Consider the following 18,148-nt stretch of genomic DNA (forward strand, 5'->3'; position numbering starts at 1 on the left):
CCATGAAGGTGAGCGAAGCACCCCCCAAGGAGCTGCAGGCCGCTTCGGAGGCCGCTCTCGAGTGGATCAACGCAACGCAAGAGTCGCATTACGAGATCACCGGAGTCATCGACGCCGAAGACACCGTGGCACAGGCGCGAGAAAGTTCCTTCGAACTGGGCTTGGTGCTGTGCGACGGCGACGTCTGTGCCCGTGAGCAGGTGGTAGTCGAACGATCAGCCGAGGGCTTTCGAGTGTCGGCCGCCGCCGTTGACGATCCACTGATCCCGCCGCTGCTCGACCCGCCGATCGGCGTACGAGCCGGATGGCTCAACGCCCAGCTCGACAAGCACAAGTTTGTCGTTTTGGTGTTCTACCGCGGCCTGTGGTGACCTCCCTGCCGTCGCGAGTTACGCGGCATGGCAAAGTCGGGGGTCGTCGAGAAGATCCGGGCTGCAGGAGGCGAGATCTTCGCCGTCTCCAGCGAGCCCCAGAGTCTTGCAAGCGAAGCCCAGGATGCATGGGAACTGAGTTTTCAGGCGGTCGGCGACCCCCACCACGAGATACTCGGCGACTGCCGCGAGGCTGACCGGTTCGATCTCTACATCGGCGACGGCGCACTACCGGAGCGGCACTGGTCGTCGCACCCGAACGGCATCTTCCAGGCCGGGATCCTTGCCCTCGCCGAAGACCGACGAGTGCTGTACCGGTGGCACTGTCGCCCCACTCATCAGAACCGCGGTGGCGCCTCCGGCCGAGTCACCGCCTCGCATATGTGGTCTCGCATCCAAGACGGACTCGCCAGCGACACGGACGCGCCATGGGATACCGATCCCCCGCTGGACGCCCCGGAGGCCTTCTGGCCCTACTTCGTCGCTCAGCTGTTTGCCCACGGCTGGTTCATCAAGCCGAAGCGTTTCCCACTCGGCCGACCAGACGACAAGCCGTCTGCGCGTGTGTCCGCGATGAAACCACGGCTCATCGGGTTCGCCGCTGCCTGGGCCATCTGCTTTGTGCTCCTGCCAGCTCGCCGAGTCCTCCTCGCTCTGATCAGCTACGCCGCGGCGATCACACCTGCCGTCCGCAGAATGAACCGCGAGTTCCAGCACATTCCCGCCGGCGGCACGCCCGAGCCCGGCGGGCGAAGCCTCGGCACCGAGCCTCCGCAGACCCACCCTTTACCGCCGAGCCACTGAGACGACCTCAAGACCGAGGAGCAAGTCACGATGCTGGAACACACAGAGGCGAACGAACTGGCAAGCCGATACCTCGCCGAACACGACGCTCGGGCACAGCATCGTTCACTCGCCGACCGCGCCACCGACCAGTCGCTCGACGCGGCCTACGCGGTCCAGGACGCCTTGCACCGGCTGCTGGGCGAGCGGGGCCACAAGATCGCCGGATACAAGGTTGCCCTCACTTCTCGGGCGATGCAGGAGTTCGTCGGCGTCGATGAGCCGCTGGCCGGCGCGGTGTTCGACCACGTGGTGCTCTCCTCGCCCGCCGCTGTGCGGCTCAACGATCACCGTCACCTAGGTGTCGAGTTCGAGGTCGCGGTGCGAATGGGAGCCGATCTCACCGCTGATGCGGGCCCCCATACCCGCGAGAGCGTTGCGGACGCGGTCGGTGCCTGCCACGCCTCGTTCGAGCTGGTCGAGGACCGCAACGCCGACTACAGCAGTCTGAACGTGTTCGATCTGGTCGCTGAGAACGCCTGGAACGCCGCAGTCGTCCTCGCTGATGCTGTCACCGAATGGCGCTCGGTCGACCTGATCGACGGAGCCACCCGCCTGACGCTCAACGGCGAGCCGGCGGGTGAAGGCCGTACGGGAGATGCGCTCGGTCATCCGCTCGAGGCCGTGGCTTTTCTGGCCAACAACCTCAACTCCCGGGGCCAGAGCCTGCGCGCTGGCCAGTTCGTGATGACCGGCAGCAGCATCGTCACCCAGTTCCCATCAGCGGGCGACGAGCTGGTGTTCACGATCGAAGGCCTCGGCGAGGTCAGCCTGAGCTGTCACTGATTCAGGCGGCGGGCAGCTTCGACGACCACGGCGACCGCCTGCTCCTCGGTGGCAGCGATGCGGGTCTCGTCGACGATGGCCTCTGAGGTAGTGCGCTGGGCGATCACCCCGGCAACGCACCCGGCCCGCCAGCCGTTGGCCGCGCACATGGTGAACAGCGTGGCCGACTCCATCTCGTAGTTGAGCACCCCGATGCGACGCCACTCGGCCAGGCTGCCCCGCAGCCACGGCACGACGTCGCCGGCCACCGTGTCGTAGCGCTCCTGGCCGGGATAGAAGGTGTCGCACGACGCCGTGATGCCGACCTGATGGGGGGCGTCGAGGGCGACCGCGGCATCTACCAGCGCCCGCGTGCACTCGAACGACGAGGCGGCCGGGTACTCCAGGGGCGCGAAGTGCCGGCTCGCCCCGTCGAGGCGAACCGCTGCCTGGGTGATGACCAGGTGGCCGACCAGCAGATCAGGCTGGATCGATCCGGTGGTGCCGACCCGCAGGAACGTCCGCACGCCGAGCTGGCCCAGCTCCTCCACAGCAACCGATGTCGACGGCCCGCCGACACCGGTCGAGCACACCACTACCGGCTCTCCGTCGATCGACGCCCGATACGTCGTGAACTCCCGGACCGAGGCCAAGTGGGCCGGCTCAGCCATCGTCTCGGCGATCCTCGCCACCCGGGCCGGATCCCCCGGCACGATCGCCAGCGTGGCCCCGCCCAGATCGGCGGCACTCACGCCGAGGTGCATCACGCTCCCGTCGCTCATCACCCGACCCTATTTCTCCGAAGGGGGCGACTTACCCACGCTCGTCGTTCGCAGATGTGATCGTGGCATGCGGTATGCACATCGGTGCTCCGGTTCGAGGATCTGGCAGTACCGAAGCCTCGATCCCGAAGCACTCCCGCAGCAATCCCGGCGTCACCACCTCGACGGGCGATCCGTCGGCGATCACCGTGCCGCCCGAAACGGCAATCAGCCGATCTGCGAACCGGGCGGCATGGTTGAGATCGTGCAGCACCATCACGACGGTGACCCCATGCTCTCTGTTGAGATGACAGATCAGCTCGAGCACCTCGAGCTGATGCCCGACGTCGAGAAACGTTGTCGGCTCGTCGAGGAGCAGCAGGTCGGTTTGCTGGGCGAGGGCCAGCGCGATCCACGCCCGCTGATGCTCCCCACCGGAGAGGGTGTCCACGGAGCGGTCCGCAAGGTGTTCGAGGCGGGTGAGTCGGATGGCCCACTGGACGGCTTCGTCATCCTGGCGACGGAGCATCCTGAGCGGACCGACGTGGGGAAAACGGCCCTGCGATACCAGTGCTCGCACCGTGAGATCGGGTGGCACTTCGTGAAGCTGGGGAAGGACAGCCATGCGGCGGGCGACTTCCCGTGAGGGGAGGCTCGCAATGTCGCGGCCGTCGAGACAGACCGAGCCCGACAGCGGCTTGATGAGCCGGGCCAAGGTCTTGAGCATGGTGCTCTTGCCCGATCCGTTGGGGCCCACCAGCGCCGTGCGGCTTCCCTGCTCGATGCTCAGATCGAGGCCCCGCGATACCACGTGATCGCGGTATCCAGCCGATACGTGCGCCGCCGCGAGCGTCGGATGCCCGATGGGCTGTTCATTGTCGGTCACGAGCGCGCCTTCATGAGATAGATGAAGAACGGCGCACCCACCAAGGCAGTGAATGCGCCAACCGGCACCCGACTCCCCGCCGCAGTCGCAATGTCCAGCAGCGGAAGCCAGTCGAGCGAGAACGTCCGAGCCAAGAGATCAGCGGCCACCAAAATGATCGCGCCGACCAGTGCCGCAGCAATCACCAGTCGACGCAGATCCGAGCCGACCAGTGTCCGAGCCAGATGGGGCCCCATCATGCCGAGGAAGGCGATGCCCCCGACCACCGAGACGGCGCCGGAAGCCAGCACGACCGCAACCGCAAGGACGCCCGCGCGGGCGAGCTCAGGACGCAGTCCCAGATTCACTGCGGCGGCGTCTCCCAACTGCAGCGCGTTGGCTGCCGGGATGACAGCCGCCGCCAGCGGCACGGCCACGGCAGCCACCGGCAATTGAAAGACCAAGTGCTCCCAGGTTCTGGTGCTGAGCGAGCCCACCAGCCACCGGATGATCGCATCGGTGTGGCTGCCAGAGGTCAACACCGCAAACGAGGTGATGGCCGACAAGAACGCTGCCACGATCACCCCGGTCAGAATGAGCCGCAGAGGGTCGGCGCCCGCTCGCCGGTAGCTGAGCCCGTACACCACGCCCCCGGCGCACAGGCCCCCCGCGACAGCCCCCAGCGGAGCGAGGACATTGAGGTGGCTGAGGGTGCCCTCGGAGCCGGAGGTCAGCACCAGCACCCCGACAGCTCCCAGAACAGCCCCTGGCGTGACGCCGACCGTGGCCGGCGCCGCCAGCGGGTTGCGGAGCACCGACTGCAGGAATGCACCCGATGACGCCAGCATTGCCCCGGACAGCGCCGCCATCAGGACTCTCGGCAGGCGCACATCCCAGACGGCGATGCGATGCAGCGTTTCGTCGGGTCGACCGACGAGAGCCCGCACGACCGAGCCGGGGGCAAACGACACTGGCCCCAACATCACATACAGCAGCATGAGCACTGCGAGGACGAGGGCCAGCCCAGCAACCGTCCAGCGATGACGACTGGCGTGAGGTGTCGCCTCCGTCGTCGGGGCGCACCGGACCTGGGCGGTGGTCATGACGACGGTCTCGGACGGAAGATGCCCTGCTGCATGAGCACCAGCAGCGCTGGCGCGCCGAACAGGGCGGTCCACAGTCCCACCGCCACCTCGTGAGGATGCAGCGCGAGTCGAGCGGCCGTGTCGGCTGCCAGCACCAGCACGGCTCCGGTGACCGCAGCGACCGGCATGACCACGCGGGCGTCGGAGGTTCGCAACAGGCGACGCACGAGGTGCGGCGACACGAGGGCGATGAAGCCGATCGGGCCGGCGATGGCGACGACCGGCGCCACCAGGATGACTGATGCGGCGAACAGCATCGCCCTGGTACGCCTGACGCCGAGGCCGAGGCCTTCGGCAGTTTCGTCTCCGAGCTGCAGGAGGTTCAGAGGACGCCCGGCCAGCAGCAGCACCGGCGGCAAGGCAAGGCACCACGGTGCCGCAAGACGTATCTCGTCCCATTGGACATTGGAGAGGCTGCCCACCAGGAATCGGTAGATGATCGAGACCCCGCCGAAGTTGGGCGCCAGCGTGATCACCGCGATCACCAGCGCATTGATCAGGGCGGTGAGTGCCGCACCCACCAGCAGCATGTGCATCGGGTTGGCCTTGAGACTGACGAGCGTGAGGATGAGCGCGCCGGTGATGAGGCCGGCGACCAAGGCCGCCATGGGCAGCGCGATCCCGGGGAACGGAATCCGGAATGCCACGATCGTGGCCACGGCCAGCGAGGCGCCAGCGGACACCCCGATCAATTCAGGACCGGCCAGCGGGTTGCGAAGCGTGCCCTGCATGACGGCACCGGAGACGCCCAGCATTGCCCCGGCCAGTGCCCCGCCGATCACACGGGGAAGGCGCAGATCGCGCACGATGAAGCGGTGGCTGTCCTCGACACCCGCAGAGCCCAGCAGGACGTCTGCGACCGTGGCCACCGAGAGCGTGGGCGTTCCCCAGGCCAGGGAACAGAGCACCACGCCCGCGGACACGCAGGTGAGGACGATCACCGCGGTGATCACCTTCTTCCAGCGTCGGCTCCGGTACAGCGGCGTGCCCTCTCAAGTCATGAGGGGCCCGCGCAGACCCGCGGGGCCCGGGTCGCTAGTGGTCCTCCGGAAGCCACACGTCCAAGTCGCCAGGATGGTCGTAGATGCTCGGCCAACCGGCGTTCAAGTAGCACTGGTATGCCCACTGGAGCATGAGCAGCCCATGGCCGAAGGATCCGGCGGAGTCCTCGTTGCAGATCCGGCCCTCGCGGTGGGCGGTGGTCTCGAGCCATGCCGCCTCGGTGACCGAGTCGGCGCGGGCGCTGCCCTCCCAGGTGATCATCACCCAGACCTCGGGGTCGGCCTCCACGATGAACTCCCATGCGAACTCGCTGTCAGGGGAGCCGTACTCGGACTCGGGCTGTGCCGGGAAGACGCACGTGCCGGCACCCTGGTCATGGAGGAACTCGCAGAACGACGAGGAATCCCAGATCATCCAGTTGGTGTCGCCGAATCCGACGGCGACTCGCGTGTCGGCGGCACCTGCGGGGAGTTCGTCGGCGAAGTGCTCGATGTTGTGCTCGAACCGATGGATGGCCTCTTCTGCTTCGGCCTGCCTGCCAGTCAGGAGACCGACGTCCGTCCATCCCTCCTTGAGCGTCTGGATGTTGCCGATGTCGACCAGGTACACCGGGGCGACTATCTCCACGGCGTCACGCACCTCTTCCTGGCCGACGCGGGCGATGATGAGATCGGGCTCGAATGCGGCTATCTCCTCGACGGAGGTGCGATCTCCGATGATCGGAATGTCGGCGGCAGCGGCGCCGTAGTAGGCGGCGGCGGTGCCCCAAGTGCCACCTCGGTGGTGGGCGACGGGCACGATCCCGAGGTCGGACGTCAGGTCGGTGCAGTTGTCCTCGAGGCACACGATCCGCTCAGCCCGCTGGTCGAGCGTGATCTCTCGCCCGCTGCCGTCGGTGACCGTCAGCGTGGGTGCCGCTGTTGTACTGGTCGTTTCGGGCGCAGCCGCGGTGGTTGCTGTCGCCTCGGCCTCGGTGACCACAGCGGCCGCTGTGGTCGCGGGCGCAGCGGCAGTAGCCGCAGGCGCCGCGATCGTGGTTGCTGTCGCCCCGTCGGTCTCGGTGTCGGCGTCGCCTCCGCAAGCGGCCAGTACGAGTACGGCGACAAGACCGACACCTTGGGCCAGCCTCATGTGACGGAAACGGGGTGATGCTCGATGCGCCATGCGACCGATCTCCTTCGTCAAGATGCGATCGCACGCTATCGGAATAGGAACTGTTCTTGTCTGCTTCCGCGTCGAACTCGTTACTGGACGTCCGCCGTGGTCTCCGCGGCTGTTCGAATGGCCGAGGCGGGCCGGAACGCGTCGACGTGCTCGGCATCGGTCACGAGATAGGGGCCTTCGATGAGATCGATGCAGTACGGCACTGCAGCGAAGACCGCATCGAGACACTCCGCAATTGCCTTGGGCTGTCCCGGGAGGTTGATCACGAGGGCGCCGTCGCAGATGCCGGCAGTCTGACGCGACAGGATCGCAGTCGGCACTGCCTTCAGCGATGCGGTGCGCATCGCTTCCCCGAAGCCGTGCAACATCTTGGAGCAGGCTGCCTCGGTCGCCTCCGGGGTGACGTCGCGTAGTGCCGGGCCCGTGCCGCCAGTGGTGAGGATGAGACAGCACCCTGCTGCGGCCAGCTCCCGGATCGCTTGGGCCACCTGGTCCCGCTCGTCGGGAACGAGCGCAGCTTGCGCAGACCATTCCGAGGCCAGCACCCGCTCGAGATAAGCACGAATCGCCGGTCCTCCCCGGTCTTCGTAGTCGCCGCGACTGGCCCTGTCCGAAACCGTCACGATGCCGATCAGCGCGTGCGTCGAGAGGTTCTGCGTTCCATCGGAGGTGCTGGTCACGCCGAAACGGTACCGCTCGGTTGGGAATGAGTGCCATTCCCAAAGGACGGCCGAACCGAGGACGAGACCATTTCCGAGTGAGATAGGAATGAGACTCATTCCTGTTATATTGCCGCCGTGCTGCTTGTGGAAGCCGGCGAACGTACCCAGACTCCGTCTCGCGCCGCGTGGGACCCGAGTCGCCGGTCCGCCCTTGTCGGCCTTGCGCTGATAACGCTCGCGTCGGTGGTCATCGCCATCGGGCTCGGTCCGGTCGGTGTGGCACCCACGACGGTCCTGCGGATCATCGCCCACCACACGCTCGGCCTGCTCGATGCAGAGAGCTGGGCGAGAACTGACGACGCGATCATCTGGGAAGTGCGCCTGCCCCGAGTGCTGCTCGGCGCGATCGTGGGTTCGACGCTCGGGGTCGTGGGCGTGACGCTCCAGGCCCTGGTCCGCAATCCGCTCGCAGAGCCGTACATCCTCGGCGTGAGCTCGGGGGCATCCACTGGTGCCGCCGCGGCGATCCTGTTCGGTGTCGGCGCCTGGCTGGGCACCCAATCGGTGTCGCTGATGGCGTTCTTCGGCGCTCTCGGCGCACTTGCGCTCGTTTTGGCGCTCGCCCGCTCCACAGGGCAGATCACCCCGTCACGGATGCTCGTGGCAGGAGTCGCCGTCAGCTACCTGCTGAGCGCCATGACCAGCCTGATGATCCTCTTCGCCGAAAGTGCCGAAGGTGCTCGGGCAGTGATGTTCTGGCTGCTCGGGTCGCTGGCGAATGCCGACTGGTCGACGCTGCCCATCGGCTACCTCGGCATGGGCACCGGCATGGTCCTGGTGTTCTGGTGGCGCCGGCGACTCGATCTGCTGGCACTCGGTGACGAGACGGCGATGGCGAGCGGGGTCGACCCTGGGCGCACCCGGCTGCTGCTTGTGGTCGTGGTCGCGCTGTGCGTCGGTTTCGCGGTGTCGCTGTCGGGCGGCATCGGCTTCGTCGGCCTCGCAGCACCGCATATCGCGCGGCGGATCATCGGCCCGATCCACCGCCACCTGATCCCCGCATCCGCGGCGCTCGGTGCCCTCATGCTCGTCTGGGCCGACGTTGTTGCTCGCCTGGCGTTGCAGCCCCGCGAGCTGCCCATCGGCGTGGTCACCGGCGTGCTCGGCGCGCCGGTGCTCGTCGCGCTCGTCCGCAAGCTCAATCACAACAACTGAGCGCAACTGTGCTCGCCAGAAAGGGAATTTCATGAACACGAACCTGTCGGCATTCAGGCTTCGAACGGTCGCATTGGTGCTCGTCGTTGCCCTTGTGGCATCAGCGTGTGGAGGAGGCGATGACTCCCCCACCGCAGCCGCCCAGGGCGACAGCTTCCCGCTGACCTTCACCAACTGCGACAGGGAGTTCACCCTCGACGCCGCGCCCGAGCGGGTGATGTTGATGGAGGCCGCTGCGCCGTCGCTGCTGTTCGCCGCAGGTGCCATGGACCGAGTGATCGCCCGCATCGAGGACTTCCCCGAGGAGTACTACACCGCCGAGGAGCTGGACGTCCTCGAAGCCATCCCAGCATTGGTGGCCGAGGCCACTTCGACCGGCGGGGTCGAGATTTCGGTCGAGGAGATCATTGCTCACGACCCCGACATCGTCATCGGTTACGACACCGCCACGCTCACCCACGACACGCTGGGCGATGTCGGCATCCAGCTCTATGTGATGCCTCCGTTCTGTGACAATCCGCCGCTTCCATCGTTCGAGAGCATCCTGGACGAGGTCCGCCTGTACGGGCAGCTCTTCGGCACGACCGAGGTGGCCAACGCGAACGCCGCTGCGTTGGAGGCTGCGGTGGCCGCGGCGGCAGATGCGCCGGTCGCCGAAGGGAAGACCGCTGCCGCGCTCTACGTCACGTCCGACGGCAGCGCCATCTACGCCTACTCCTCGCTCGGCATGGTGCACCCGCTGATGGAGGCGCTCGGCATGACCAATGTCTTCGCCGAGCTCAGCGAGCGAGTGCCCGAGGTCTCGATCGAAGAGGTCATCGGCCGCGACCCCGAGATCTTGATCCTGCTCTATGACGACTTCGGGCTCACTCCCGACGAGATCAGCGCGCTCGTCACCGAGCTGCGGGGCGCCAGCAGCATCACCGCTGTGGCGGACGGTGCGGTCTACCCGCTGCTGTTCAACTGGGCCGAACCTCCGACGCCGCTCGTAGTCGAGGGCCTGTCAGTGCTCAGCGACCAGATCACCGAGTGACGACTCCATGATTGCGGCCACCGGCATCGACCTGCGTCTCGGCGCGAACGATGTCCTGTCCGGGGCGCAGCTCAGTACGCGTCCCGGACAGGTGGTCGGCCTCATCGGGCCCAACGGCAGCGGCAAGTCATCGTTGCTGCGGTGCCTGTACGGGATGCTCCGCCCACACCGAGGCGCCATTCTCATCGACGACAAGGCGATCGAGTCGCTGCCGCAACGCGCAGTCGCACGCGCCATCGCAGTCGTGACCCAAGACGCCGCTGCCGACGGCATCGACATCACGGTCGGCGAATTCGTGCTGCTCGGCCGCCACGTTCATCGCGGCGACCATCAGGGCTTCACCGACGACGATCGCAAAATCGCTCTCGAAGGACTGGAGCTGGTGGACATGTCGGGCTTCGCCGAGCGAAAGCTCCACGAGCTGTCGGGCGGGGAGCGCCAGCGGGTGATGATCGCCCGGTGCATCGCGCAGCAGAGCCCGGTGATCCTGCTCGACGAACCCACCAACCATCTCGATGTCCGCTACCAGCACGAGGTGCTCACGCTGGTACGGCAGCTCCAGAACGACACCATCGTGGTGCTCCACGACCTCAACCTCGCCAGCCGCTACTGCGATCACCTCGCCCTCCTCGATCACGGCAGGGTCGTGCATCAGGGCCGTCCCGAGGATGTCCTGCGAAGCGAGGTGCTCGAACCCGTCTACGGCATCGAGGTGCGACGACTTGCGGACGGGCAGCACTCCTACCTCGCGTTCGGCCCGCATGCTGTGATCGGCAGCAAGCGATGAACACCGCGCCGAACGGCTGGGCTTCCCCTGCCTCCATACGTGTCCAGATCTGCCGCGGTTGCTGCTGCGGCACCGAGCGGAAGCACCCCGAGACCGACCACGATCGGCAGACCGCCGCTGTCTCGGCCGTCGCTCGAACTCGCGTGGTGGACTGCGTGGACGAGTGCGCCTACTCCAACGTCGTGGTTGTCCGCCGCGGCGACGGGTCATCGGTGTGGCTCGGTGGCATCAACGACGCCCTGCTCACTGATGCACTGTGCAAGTGGCTTGTCGACGGCGCCTCGCAACCGCCGCCTCCGGTCCTTCAGTCGAAGGTCTTCATCCGCAAGTCAAGTGCAGTCGGGGCAGATTCCGAAGACGTCGAGCCGGTGGGTGCTCGGCTGGAACCCGCTGGTGTCCAGCGCCTTGCCGAGTGATGTCTCGAGGCTGCGTTCGTCCGCAGCGGGCATGAAGAAGTCGTCAACCATGCCGCACACGGTGCAGATGGTGTGGTGATGACGGCCGATGATGTCCTCGGAGAACTCGTAACGAGTCGGGTCATCGATCCCGACAACACGCCGGACGATGCCCACGCTTTCGAGGTCGGCCATGTTGCGGTACAGCGAGCTCTGAGTAAGGCGAGGCCGGAGCTCGAGCATCTCGGGGATAGTCGCCGGTCGAGCGGCGCGCACGAGAAGCTCCACGAGTTCTCGCCGACCCTTGGTGTAGAGCTGCCCAGCGTCATTCAGGCGGGCCGACACCAATTCGTGAGTCTCGGCGAGTCGCTCGCCCATCAGCACATTCTACCGAGGCCGGTTGCGCCGGCTTGAAGGCACTACGCCGTCTCTATGCGGTGATCCGGCCAACGAATGCGGCGATTTCATCGATCACCTCGTCTCGGTTCGTCTCATTCACCAGTTCATGGCGAGCGCCTTCGTAGAGGCGGATGGTTTTGTCCTCGCTGGGCATCGACTGCACCGCCTCCAGCGACGTGCGGTAGTCGACGAAGGGGTCATCAGTGCCGTGGCAGAACAGCACCCCCATGGTGAGAGTGCTGACCTGGGCCTGGAATCGGTCCAGGGCGACGACCTCGGCTTCAAGCAAGGGCCGCTTGTACCGGCCCCGGTAGATGAGCGGATCGCTGGCGTAGGCCTCGACTGCGGCGGTGTCGCGGGACATGCCCGAGAAGTCGGTCGTGGCGGGAGGCAGCTCTGGCTGCGCCAGAACTTCCCGGGCCCAGTTCCAGTCGCCGATCACCGCGCCGAGCAGGACGATGCCGGCGACATCGTCGGGGTACTCCTGGGCAAACCTCGATGTGAGCAGCCCGCCCATCGAGTGCCCGATCATCACCACCGGCAGCCCAGGATGCTCGGCCTGCGCGATGTCGACGAGCGTCCGCAGGTCGTCGACCACGTGCTCGAAGTCGGTGATGAGCGCCCGCTCGCCGTCGCTGCGACCGTGCCCCATATGGTCCTCGCCGTAAACCACCGCGCCATCGGCCATCAGCCGCTCGGCCAGGTGGCCATAGCGTGCCGCGTACTCGGCGTAGCCGTGCACCACCACCGCGATGCGGCGCGCGGGGCCTTCGGGCACCCATCGCTCGTAGTGAATCGATCCCTCTGACCCAGCGAACATCGGCACGGGCGCGGTTCTAGCACCCCCGCACACCGGCGCCCTTCGTGCTGAATCTCGTAGGAACCGTTCTCATTCCGGTTAGAGTCCCGGTCCGGTTTCCATCGTCGAAACACACCCACATGAGCACGGCACCCGACGAAACCCCGCACACCCTGGAACGGGTTGGCGAGGCCCAGCTCCCGACGAAGCACGGCCTGTTCACGATCTTCGCCTACACCGGAGCGGGCGCAGGCGAGCACGTGGCCTTGGTCTTCGGCGAACCGCACTCGCGTCGAGCGGTGCCGGTTCGCCTTCACTCCTCGTGCGTCACCGGCGACGTGTTCGGCTCGTTGCGGTGCGATTGCGGGCAACAACTCGAGCTGGCGATCCGCCAAGTGACCACCGCCGGCGCCGGCGCGATCCTCTATCTCGATCAGGAGGGCCGCGGGATCGGGCTCGCCAACAAGATCAGGGCCTACCAGTGCCAGGACACCGGCTTCGACACCGTGGATGCCAACACGACGCTGGGTTTCGAGGCCGACCAGCGTGACTATGCGCCCGCGGCCTGGATCCTTCGTGACCTCGGCATCACTGACGTCGAGTTGCTCACCAACAACCCCCACAAGGCGGAGAGCCTTCGCGAGCACGGGATCACCGTGAAGCGCGTGCCGCTCGCTGTCGTGCCGAACCCCTACAACCAGCGCTACCTCGAGACCAAGGCCCGCCGACTGGGCCATCAACTTCCCACCACGAACGGGCATGACCCGGCGTGGTCACAGCAGCAGAGGAGTTTCCCGACAGATGAGCACCTACACGCTTGAACCCATGCCGTCCACCCACGTGGGTGAGGGCAGCGTCGCCGAGCTCGCCCAGCACGTACGGGCGCACGGCAGCCGTGCCCTCGTGGTGAGCGACCCGGGCGTGCGCGCCGCGGGCATCGTCAACACGGTGATCGACGCGCTCACAACCGATGGCCTCGAGTGGACGGTCTTCGACGACATCGACCCCAATCCGACCGATGCCAACGTCGCCGCCGGGGTGGAGTCGCTTCGAGGATTCGGCACCGAGGACGTCGTGATAGTGCTCGTCGGCGGCGGGTCCGTCATGGACTGCGGCAAGTACATCGCTATGGCAGCCCCGTCAGGCATCGAGGACTCGTCGCTTGCCTTCTCGCCCGAACTCGACGACGCAGACCGGATCGACTTCGCAACCCTGGCGCCCCCGGCTCGGGCCAGTGCGCCGTGCGTGCCCACGATCGCAGTGCCCACCACCTCCGGCACGGCATCGGAAACCAACGGCGGCGGCCTGATCACCCGGACAGAGGACCATCGCAAACTGACCTTCAGCCACCCCGACGTTCGGCCGCGCACTGTCGTGCTGGATCCCCTCTTGACCGTCGGGCTGCCGTCGGGTGCAACCGCGGTGTGCGGCATGGATGTGCTGACGCACGCCATCGAGGCCTACACGTCCACCGCGTCGAACCCCTATGCCGACGGCCTCGCGCTGCAGGCCATCCGGCTCACCGGGCAGTGGCTCCCCCAGGCCGTCGCCGTCGGCAGCGATGTGCAAGCCCGGGCGTCGATGCAGATCGCGTCCCACCTCGCGGGCCGTGCATTCTCGTCGGGCCCGCTGCTCGGGCTCGTCCACGCAACCGGTCACCCCGTCTCGGGCACGTTCGGCGCGGCCCACGGGCAGACGCTCGCCACCATGCTCCCCCACATCATGCGCTTCAACCTCGAATCGGTCTCCGATCGCTACGCCGACGTGGGCCAGGCGCTCGGCGTCGCCCGCGACCCGCTGGCCGCCGTCGAGGCGGTCGAGACGCTGTCCGCGACCGTCGGAACGGACCGCAGTCTCAGCGATCTCGGCGCCAAGACGCAGGACATCGACGGGCTCACCACCGATGCGTTACGCGACCTCATCATCTTGAACACGCCGCGCTACCCGAGCCGGGAAGAAGTCCATGCGCTGTACGAACAGGCGATGTAGGTGAGCCAGCACGATCGGCCCGCTTCGGAGGGGCTAAGTAATCTCGGCGGCATGGACGTCGCGGATGCCAAGAACATCGTTCGTGCCGAGATCGAGCGCCTCACGCCGGCGCTGCTGGATCTCTCGCACACGATCCACGCCAACCCCGAACTCAACTTCGAAGAGCACCACGCCCACGAAGCCCTGACCGGCGTGTTAGAAGACAACGGGATCGACGTGACCCGTGGTGCGTACGACATGCCGACTGCGTTCGATGCTCGCGTCGGCACAGCTGACGGCCCGACGGTCGCTGTGCTGTGCGAGTACGACGCACTCCCGGGGATCGGCCATGCGTGCGGTCACAACATCATCGGCTCGGCAGGGCTCGGCGCCGGCATCGCGGTGGCGAAGGTTGCCAAGGCTCTCGGCGGACGGGTGGCCATCCTCGGCACGCCCGCCGAAGAGGGCGGCGGCGGCAAGGAGTTCATGGTCCGCCGCGGCGCCTTCGACGATGTCGATCTGGCGATGATGGTGCATCCCGCCGATCGCGACCTCCGCACGTTCCATGCGATCGCCATCCAGCAGCTGCACGTGACCTATGACGGCCAGGCGGCCCACGCTGCTGCCTCACCGCACCGGGGCCGCAACGCTCTCGATGCGGCGGTACTCGGCTACAACGCGGTCGCCGCGCTGCGCCAGCACATTCGGCCCGACGAGCGGATCCACGGCATCTTCACCGACGCGGGCGACAAGCCCAACATCGTGCCGTCACGCGCCGCCGCCGAGTGGTACGTGCGCAGCCACAAGATGGCGAGCCTCGAGACGCTCAAGGAGCGGGTGCAGCGTTGCCTGCAGGGAGGCGCCGACGCTTCTGGGTGCGAGATGCAGGCCGAGTGGATCGATCCGCCCTTCTACGACATGATCGACAACCACCCCCTGCTTGACGTCTACGTGCGCAACGCCATGGACGTCGGGCGTCACCCGTTGCCCTCAGAGGAAGGGTCGATGGTGGTCGGATCGACGGACATGGGCAACGTCAGCTACGCCGTCCCGTCCATCCACCCGATGATCAAGGTCGCCCCCGAGGGCACCCCGATACACACGCCGGAATTCGAGGTGTACACGGGTCGCGAGGAAGGCGACCGGGCGGTTATCGACGGTGCGCTCACCCTGGCACTCACCATGGTCGACTGCCTAGCCAGCGCGGAAACTCGCGAAGAGATCCGTGCCGCGTTCACGGCTGCCGCATAGGTTCATCGAACGAGCACCACAGGAGCGAGCCTGGCAATGCCATTGACCCAGTACCGCATCGATCGCGACGGCGCCGACCGTCTCCTCTTCCTCATGCACGGCTATACCGCCGAGCAGCACCACCTCGCGTCGTACGTGCCGTTGGTGGATCCAGACGAGCGCTTCACAGCGATCGCACCGCGCGGCCCGATCGACATGCCCGATGGCGATGGCGCGGGCTGGTGGTCGATCGACCTTGAGACCTTCGAAATGGATCTCTCACAGTTCATGCCGTCACTGGAGATGATCGAGTCATTGATCGCCGAGGAGGCCGACAAGGCAGGCGTTCCACTCGAGCGGTGCATCGTGGGCGGATTCAGCCAAGGCGGTTACCTGTCGCTGGCGCTCGTTGGGAGGCCTGGTGCGCCGCGCTACGCCGGCGTGTGGGCCATCTGCTGCGGTCTTCCGAGCGCACTGGGTCTCGACGTCGATCTGTCGGGCGGCGACGGCCGGCCTGCACTGTTCCAGTGGGGCACCCGCGACATCTTCATCGGCCAGGAGCAACCCAAAGAGGTGATCGCGGCCCTTGGCGACGGCGGGTGGGATCTGCGCCACCACGCCTACGACATGGCCCACAGCCAGACCATCGAGATGATGATCGACGCCCGCGAGTGGCTCGCCGGCGTTCTCTGAGCTGTCCTTCTAGAGAGCGAGTTTGACCAGGCCTCCGTCGGCCCGACCGACCAGGAGGCAGTCCTCGCTCACCCACCGGAGACGACTGGTCGCCTCATCAGACTCCAGCGCAGTCAACGGCGACAGGTCCTGACCGGCGCGGGTTGGGGCCGCCCACACAATGGTGCGGCCATCTCCTCCCCCCGTGGCGACAGACTTGCCGGAGGGATCCCAATCCAGGTCCTCAATGTGGTTGTCATGGCCGGAGGCAGCGGCCGGCGCGGTACCCGCAGGTCCCTTGCCGCCGAAGTCCCAAACGGTGAGCTCACCGAGGCACGCAACCGCTAGCCATCGGCTGTCGTGGCGGAATCCGATTCGCTCGATTTTGGACGGATAGCCCGACATCGAGAGGTCCTTGCCGCTCCAGAGCCGCCACAGGTGCACGGTCGCGTCTTGGGCTCCTGCGCAGGCCCATGCCCCGTCGGGAGACATCGCCAGCGACAGCAGCGATCCCTTCCAGTCGAAGCGACGTCGGCGGCCGGTCCGTGGCCCGACTACGTCGTGCCAACCGATGCCGCCGTATGCGGTTGCGCCGACGCGGCTGCCGTCGGCTGACCAGGCGACTGCTGTCACCGTCGAGGGCTGGTCGTCGAAGTCGTGGAGAAGCGCGCCGTCGAGGTCGGTGATGAGCAAGTGCCGGCCCGCGCCGATCGCAAGCACAAGCGCGTTCGGCGACCAGGCCAGTGCCGTCACCCAGGCCGATGTGTCGACAACGCCCTGAGTAGCTCCGGTGCAGTCGTAGATCCGCACGCAACCGTCCTGGCCCCCGACCGCCAGGCGCCTGCCATCGGATGACCAGGCAGCGCTCAGCACTCCCATCTCGTGGCGTTCCAGCGCTGTGGCCGCACCGTCGTCGATGTCGATAAGGGCAGCATCACCGCCTAGGGATCCCACCACCGCCTGGCCTTGGTCCCGGTAAACCTCGAGGACCTGCACGTAGTCGTCGACGTCCACCCGCCACTGTGCAATCGGTGATGTCGCAGCGTCGGTCATACCAGGCAGGACCTGAAGCTGGCCTCCAGTGACTCTCGGTCGAGGTTGCGTCCGATGAACACGAGACGGTTGCGTCGTTCCTCGCCGTCTGCCCACACTCCTTGAGGCTGGCCGTCAAGCAACATGTGGACGCCCTGGAACACATACCGCTCGTCCCAGCCAGCAATCGACAGGATGCCCTTTGAGCGGAAGATGTCGGTTCCCTTCGTGCGCAGGAGATCGCCCAGCCATTCATTCAGCCGGTCGATATCGAGGTCGCCATCGGCTTCGATCCCCACCGATGTCACGCTGAGGTCGTGCTGGTGTTCGGCATCGGGGTCGAGGAACTCGGGATCGTCGGCCAACACACGATCGAGCGAGAACGCGCCGACCTCGAGGATGGCATCAAGGTCGACCTTTCCGTGCTGAGTCCGGATAATCGGCGGCAGTGGGTTGATCTGCCGGATGCGGGTTTCCACTTCGTCCAACTCGTTGTTGTCGGCGAGGTCGATCTTGTTGAGCACGACCCGATCAGCGAACGCCAGCTGCTCGACGGCTTCGTTCTCGACCCCTTCGGGCTTCTCTTCGTCCAGGTGCGGAACCAGATGCTTGGCGTCGACCACCGTGACGATGGCATCGAGCCGCAACTGGGCTGACATCTCATCGTCGACGAAGAACGTCTGAGCCACCGGTGCCGGGTCGGCCAGCCCCGTCGTCTCGATGAGGATCTGGTCGAACCGGTCCTTGCGCCGCATCAGATTGCCGAGAATGCGGATCAGATCGCCTCGAACGGTGCAGCAGATGCAGCCGTTGTTCATCTCGAAGATCTCTTCTTCGGCATCGAGGACGATGGCGTCGTCGATGCCGACCTCGCCGAACTCGTTCTCGATCACGGCAATTCGCTTGCCGTGCTGCTCGGTGAGGATGTGATTCAGCAACGTTGTCTTGCCCGCACCGAGAAATCCCGTCAGCACCGTCACAGGAACTCGCTCATCAACCATGCCGGAAATGGTAATGAGTCCCATTCCCATGCGCACGGT

20 protein-coding genes are annotated in these 18,148 nt (G+C 66.4%); 10 read left to right on the top strand and 10 right to left on the bottom strand.

The window, feature by feature from the left end; all coding sequences use genetic code 11:
• Positions 1 to 2 precede the first annotated feature (2 nt).
• Genes ACOGI5_RS14030 through ACOGI5_RS14040 form a run of 3 tightly spaced genes read left to right on the top strand, consistent with a single transcriptional unit; the run spans position 3 to position 2,000 of the window.
• Positions 3 to 371 carry a hypothetical protein gene (locus ACOGI5_RS14030; RefSeq protein ID WP_419865029.1) on the top strand — a complete coding sequence of 123 codons (369 nt, stop codon included), beginning with the start codon at positions 3 to 5 and terminating at the stop codon, positions 369 to 371.
• Positions 372 to 398: 27 nt separating this feature from the next.
• Positions 399 to 1,175 carry a hypothetical protein gene (locus tag ACOGI5_RS14035; RefSeq protein ID WP_419865030.1) on the top strand — a complete coding sequence of 259 codons (777 nt, stop codon included), beginning with the start codon at positions 399 to 401 and terminating at the stop codon, positions 1,173 to 1,175.
• 30 nt (positions 1,176 to 1,205) lie between these two features.
• Complete coding sequence (locus ACOGI5_RS14040) at positions 1,206 to 2,000, top strand: 2-keto-4-pentenoate hydratase (RefSeq protein WP_419865031.1); 795 nt, start codon at positions 1,206 to 1,208, stop codon at positions 1,998 to 2,000.
• Here the strand turns inward: ACOGI5_RS14040 and udp are convergent.
• The 6 genes from udp to mog form a co-directional block, all read right to left on the bottom strand.
• Positions 1,994 to 2,761, bottom strand: a complete 768-nt coding sequence (gene udp, locus ACOGI5_RS14045) for a uridine phosphorylase (RefSeq protein WP_419865032.1) — start codon at positions 2,759 to 2,761, stop codon at positions 1,994 to 1,996. The genes ACOGI5_RS14040 and udp overlap by 7 nt on opposite strands.
• A gap of 31 nt (positions 2,762 to 2,792) precedes the next feature.
• Positions 2,793 to 3,626, bottom strand: coding sequence for an ABC transporter ATP-binding protein (locus ACOGI5_RS14050; protein WP_419865033.1), 834 nt, complete (start codon positions 3,624 to 3,626; stop codon positions 2,793 to 2,795).
• The gene (locus tag ACOGI5_RS14055) at positions 3,623 to 4,708 is read right to left on the bottom strand and encodes a FecCD family ABC transporter permease (protein ID WP_419865034.1); all 1,086 of its coding nucleotides are present in this window, start codon (positions 4,706 to 4,708) and stop codon (positions 3,623 to 3,625) included. Before ACOGI5_RS14055 ends, ACOGI5_RS14050 begins: the two co-directional genes overlap by 4 nt.
• Positions 4,705 to 5,703, bottom strand: coding sequence for a FecCD family ABC transporter permease (locus ACOGI5_RS14060; RefSeq protein ID WP_419865035.1), 999 nt, complete (start codon positions 5,701 to 5,703; stop codon positions 4,705 to 4,707). Before ACOGI5_RS14060 ends, ACOGI5_RS14055 begins: the two co-directional genes overlap by 4 nt.
• 82 nt (positions 5,704 to 5,785) lie before the next feature.
• Positions 5,786 to 6,916, bottom strand: coding sequence for an ABC transporter substrate-binding protein (locus ACOGI5_RS14065; protein WP_419865036.1), 1,131 nt, complete (start codon positions 6,914 to 6,916; stop codon positions 5,786 to 5,788).
• Between the two features lie 80 nt (positions 6,917 to 6,996).
• The gene (mog, locus tag ACOGI5_RS14070) at positions 6,997 to 7,596 is read right to left on the bottom strand and encodes a molybdopterin adenylyltransferase (protein ID WP_419865037.1); all 600 of its coding nucleotides are present in this window, start codon (positions 7,594 to 7,596) and stop codon (positions 6,997 to 6,999) included.
• A 225-nt stretch (positions 7,597 to 7,821) separates the two neighbouring features.
• Between mog and ACOGI5_RS14075 the strand changes: the two genes are divergently transcribed.
• From ACOGI5_RS14075 to ACOGI5_RS14085, 3 genes are read left to right on the top strand one after another with little or no spacing between them, the layout of a single operon-like run.
• On the top strand, positions 7,822 to 8,793 hold the full coding sequence (locus tag ACOGI5_RS14075) for a FecCD family ABC transporter permease (protein WP_419865038.1): 972 nt from the start codon (positions 7,822 to 7,824) through the stop codon (positions 8,791 to 8,793).
• 31 nt (positions 8,794 to 8,824) lie between these two features.
• The gene (locus ACOGI5_RS14080; protein WP_419865039.1) at positions 8,825 to 9,826 is read left to right on the top strand and encodes an ABC transporter substrate-binding protein; all 1,002 of its coding nucleotides are present in this window, start codon (positions 8,825 to 8,827) and stop codon (positions 9,824 to 9,826) included.
• 7 nt (positions 9,827 to 9,833) lie between these two features.
• Complete coding sequence (locus ACOGI5_RS14085; protein WP_419865040.1) at positions 9,834 to 10,613, top strand: ABC transporter ATP-binding protein; 780 nt, start codon at positions 9,834 to 9,836, stop codon at positions 10,611 to 10,613.
• Positions 10,614 to 10,942: 329 nt separating this feature from the next.
• On the opposite strand, the gene ACOGI5_RS14090 is transcribed toward ACOGI5_RS14085, so the two are convergent.
• Positions 10,943 to 11,386: a Fur family transcriptional regulator gene (locus ACOGI5_RS14090; protein WP_419865041.1), complete on the bottom strand. Its 444-nt coding sequence runs from the start codon at positions 11,384 to 11,386 to the stop codon at positions 10,943 to 10,945.
• Between the two features lie 52 nt (positions 11,387 to 11,438).
• Positions 11,439 to 12,227, bottom strand: coding sequence for an alpha/beta hydrolase (locus ACOGI5_RS14095; protein ID WP_419865495.1), 789 nt, complete (start codon positions 12,225 to 12,227; stop codon positions 11,439 to 11,441).
• A 119-nt stretch (positions 12,228 to 12,346) separates the two neighbouring features.
• Here ACOGI5_RS14095 and ribA point away from each other — a divergent pair, with 119 nt between their 5' ends.
• The 4 genes from ribA to ACOGI5_RS14115 are packed head-to-tail and all read left to right on the top strand — an operon-like array spanning position 12,347 to position 16,097.
• Positions 12,347 to 13,027: a GTP cyclohydrolase II gene (gene ribA / locus ACOGI5_RS14100; protein WP_419865042.1), complete on the top strand. Its 681-nt coding sequence runs from the start codon at positions 12,347 to 12,349 to the stop codon at positions 13,025 to 13,027.
• A complete protein-coding gene (locus tag ACOGI5_RS14105) occupies positions 13,008 to 14,195 on the top strand; it encodes an iron-containing alcohol dehydrogenase family protein (protein ID WP_419865043.1) in 1,188 nt (395 codons plus the stop codon). The genes ribA and ACOGI5_RS14105 overlap by 20 nt, the downstream gene beginning before the upstream one ends.
• A complete protein-coding gene (locus tag ACOGI5_RS14110; RefSeq protein ID WP_419865044.1) occupies positions 14,196 to 15,425 on the top strand; it encodes a M20 family metallopeptidase in 1,230 nt (409 codons plus the stop codon).
• Between the two features lie 36 nt (positions 15,426 to 15,461).
• Positions 15,462 to 16,097 carry an alpha/beta hydrolase gene (locus ACOGI5_RS14115; protein WP_419865045.1) on the top strand — a complete coding sequence of 212 codons (636 nt, stop codon included), beginning with the start codon at positions 15,462 to 15,464 and terminating at the stop codon, positions 16,095 to 16,097.
• Positions 16,098 to 16,106: 9 nt separating this feature from the next.
• On the opposite strand, the gene ACOGI5_RS14120 is transcribed toward ACOGI5_RS14115, so the two are convergent.
• On the bottom strand, positions 16,107 to 17,129 hold the full coding sequence (locus tag ACOGI5_RS14120) for a WD40 repeat domain-containing protein (RefSeq protein ID WP_419865046.1): 1,023 nt from the start codon (positions 17,127 to 17,129) through the stop codon (positions 16,107 to 16,109).
• The gene (locus tag ACOGI5_RS14125) at positions 17,126 to 18,109 is read right to left on the bottom strand and encodes a GTP-binding protein (RefSeq protein WP_323673294.1); all 984 of its coding nucleotides are present in this window, start codon (positions 18,107 to 18,109) and stop codon (positions 17,126 to 17,128) included. Before ACOGI5_RS14125 ends, ACOGI5_RS14120 begins: the two co-directional genes overlap by 4 nt.
• Positions 18,110 to 18,148: the final 39 nt, after the last annotated feature.

This window comes from Candidatus Poriferisodalis sp. (assembly GCF_965208925.1).
GTDB lineage: Bacteria > Actinomycetota > Acidimicrobiia > Acidimicrobiales > Poriferisodalaceae > Poriferisodalis.

What these genes read in the sequence shown, in the direction of transcription:
- ACOGI5_RS14030 (WP_419865029.1), top strand. Translation starts at nt 3, where the DNA reads ATGAAGGTGAGCGAAGCACCCCCCAAGGAGCTGCAGGCCGCTTCGGAG.
- ACOGI5_RS14035 (WP_419865030.1), top strand. Translation starts at nt 399, where the DNA reads ATGGCAAAGTCGGGGGTCGTCGAGAAGATCCGGGCTGCAGGAGGCGAG.
- ACOGI5_RS14040 (WP_419865031.1), top strand. Translation starts at nt 1,206, where the DNA reads ATGCTGGAACACACAGAGGCGAACGAACTGGCAAGCCGATACCTCGCC.
- udp (WP_419865032.1), bottom strand. Translation starts at nt 2,761, where the DNA reads ATGAGCGACGGGAGCGTGATGCACCTCGGCGTGAGTGCCGCCGATCTG.
- ACOGI5_RS14055 (WP_419865034.1), bottom strand. Translation starts at nt 4,708, where the DNA reads ATGACCACCGCCCAGGTCCGGTGCGCCCCGACGACGGAGGCGACACCT.
- ACOGI5_RS14065 (WP_419865036.1), bottom strand. Translation starts at nt 6,916, where the DNA reads ATGGCGCATCGAGCATCACCCCGTTTCCGTCACATGAGGCTGGCCCAA.
- ACOGI5_RS14080 (WP_419865039.1), top strand. Translation starts at nt 8,825, where the DNA reads ATGAACACGAACCTGTCGGCATTCAGGCTTCGAACGGTCGCATTGGTG.
- ACOGI5_RS14085 (WP_419865040.1), top strand. Translation starts at nt 9,834, where the DNA reads ATGATTGCGGCCACCGGCATCGACCTGCGTCTCGGCGCGAACGATGTC.
- ACOGI5_RS14090 (WP_419865041.1), bottom strand. Translation starts at nt 11,386, where the DNA reads ATGGGCGAGCGACTCGCCGAGACTCACGAATTGGTGTCGGCCCGCCTG.
- ACOGI5_RS14095 (WP_419865495.1), bottom strand. Translation starts at nt 12,227, where the DNA reads ATGTTCGCTGGGTCAGAGGGATCGATTCACTACGAGCGATGGGTGCCC.
- ribA (WP_419865042.1), top strand. Translation starts at nt 12,347, where the DNA reads ATGAGCACGGCACCCGACGAAACCCCGCACACCCTGGAACGGGTTGGC.
- ACOGI5_RS14105 (WP_419865043.1), top strand. Translation starts at nt 13,008, where the DNA reads ATGAGCACCTACACGCTTGAACCCATGCCGTCCACCCACGTGGGTGAG.
- ACOGI5_RS14115 (WP_419865045.1), top strand. Translation starts at nt 15,462, where the DNA reads ATGCCATTGACCCAGTACCGCATCGATCGCGACGGCGCCGACCGTCTC.
- ACOGI5_RS14120 (WP_419865046.1), bottom strand. Translation starts at nt 17,129, where the DNA reads ATGACCGACGCTGCGACATCACCGATTGCACAGTGGCGGGTGGACGTC.
- ACOGI5_RS14125 (WP_323673294.1), bottom strand. Translation starts at nt 18,109, where the DNA reads ATGGTTGATGAGCGAGTTCCTGTGACGGTGCTGACGGGATTTCTCGGT.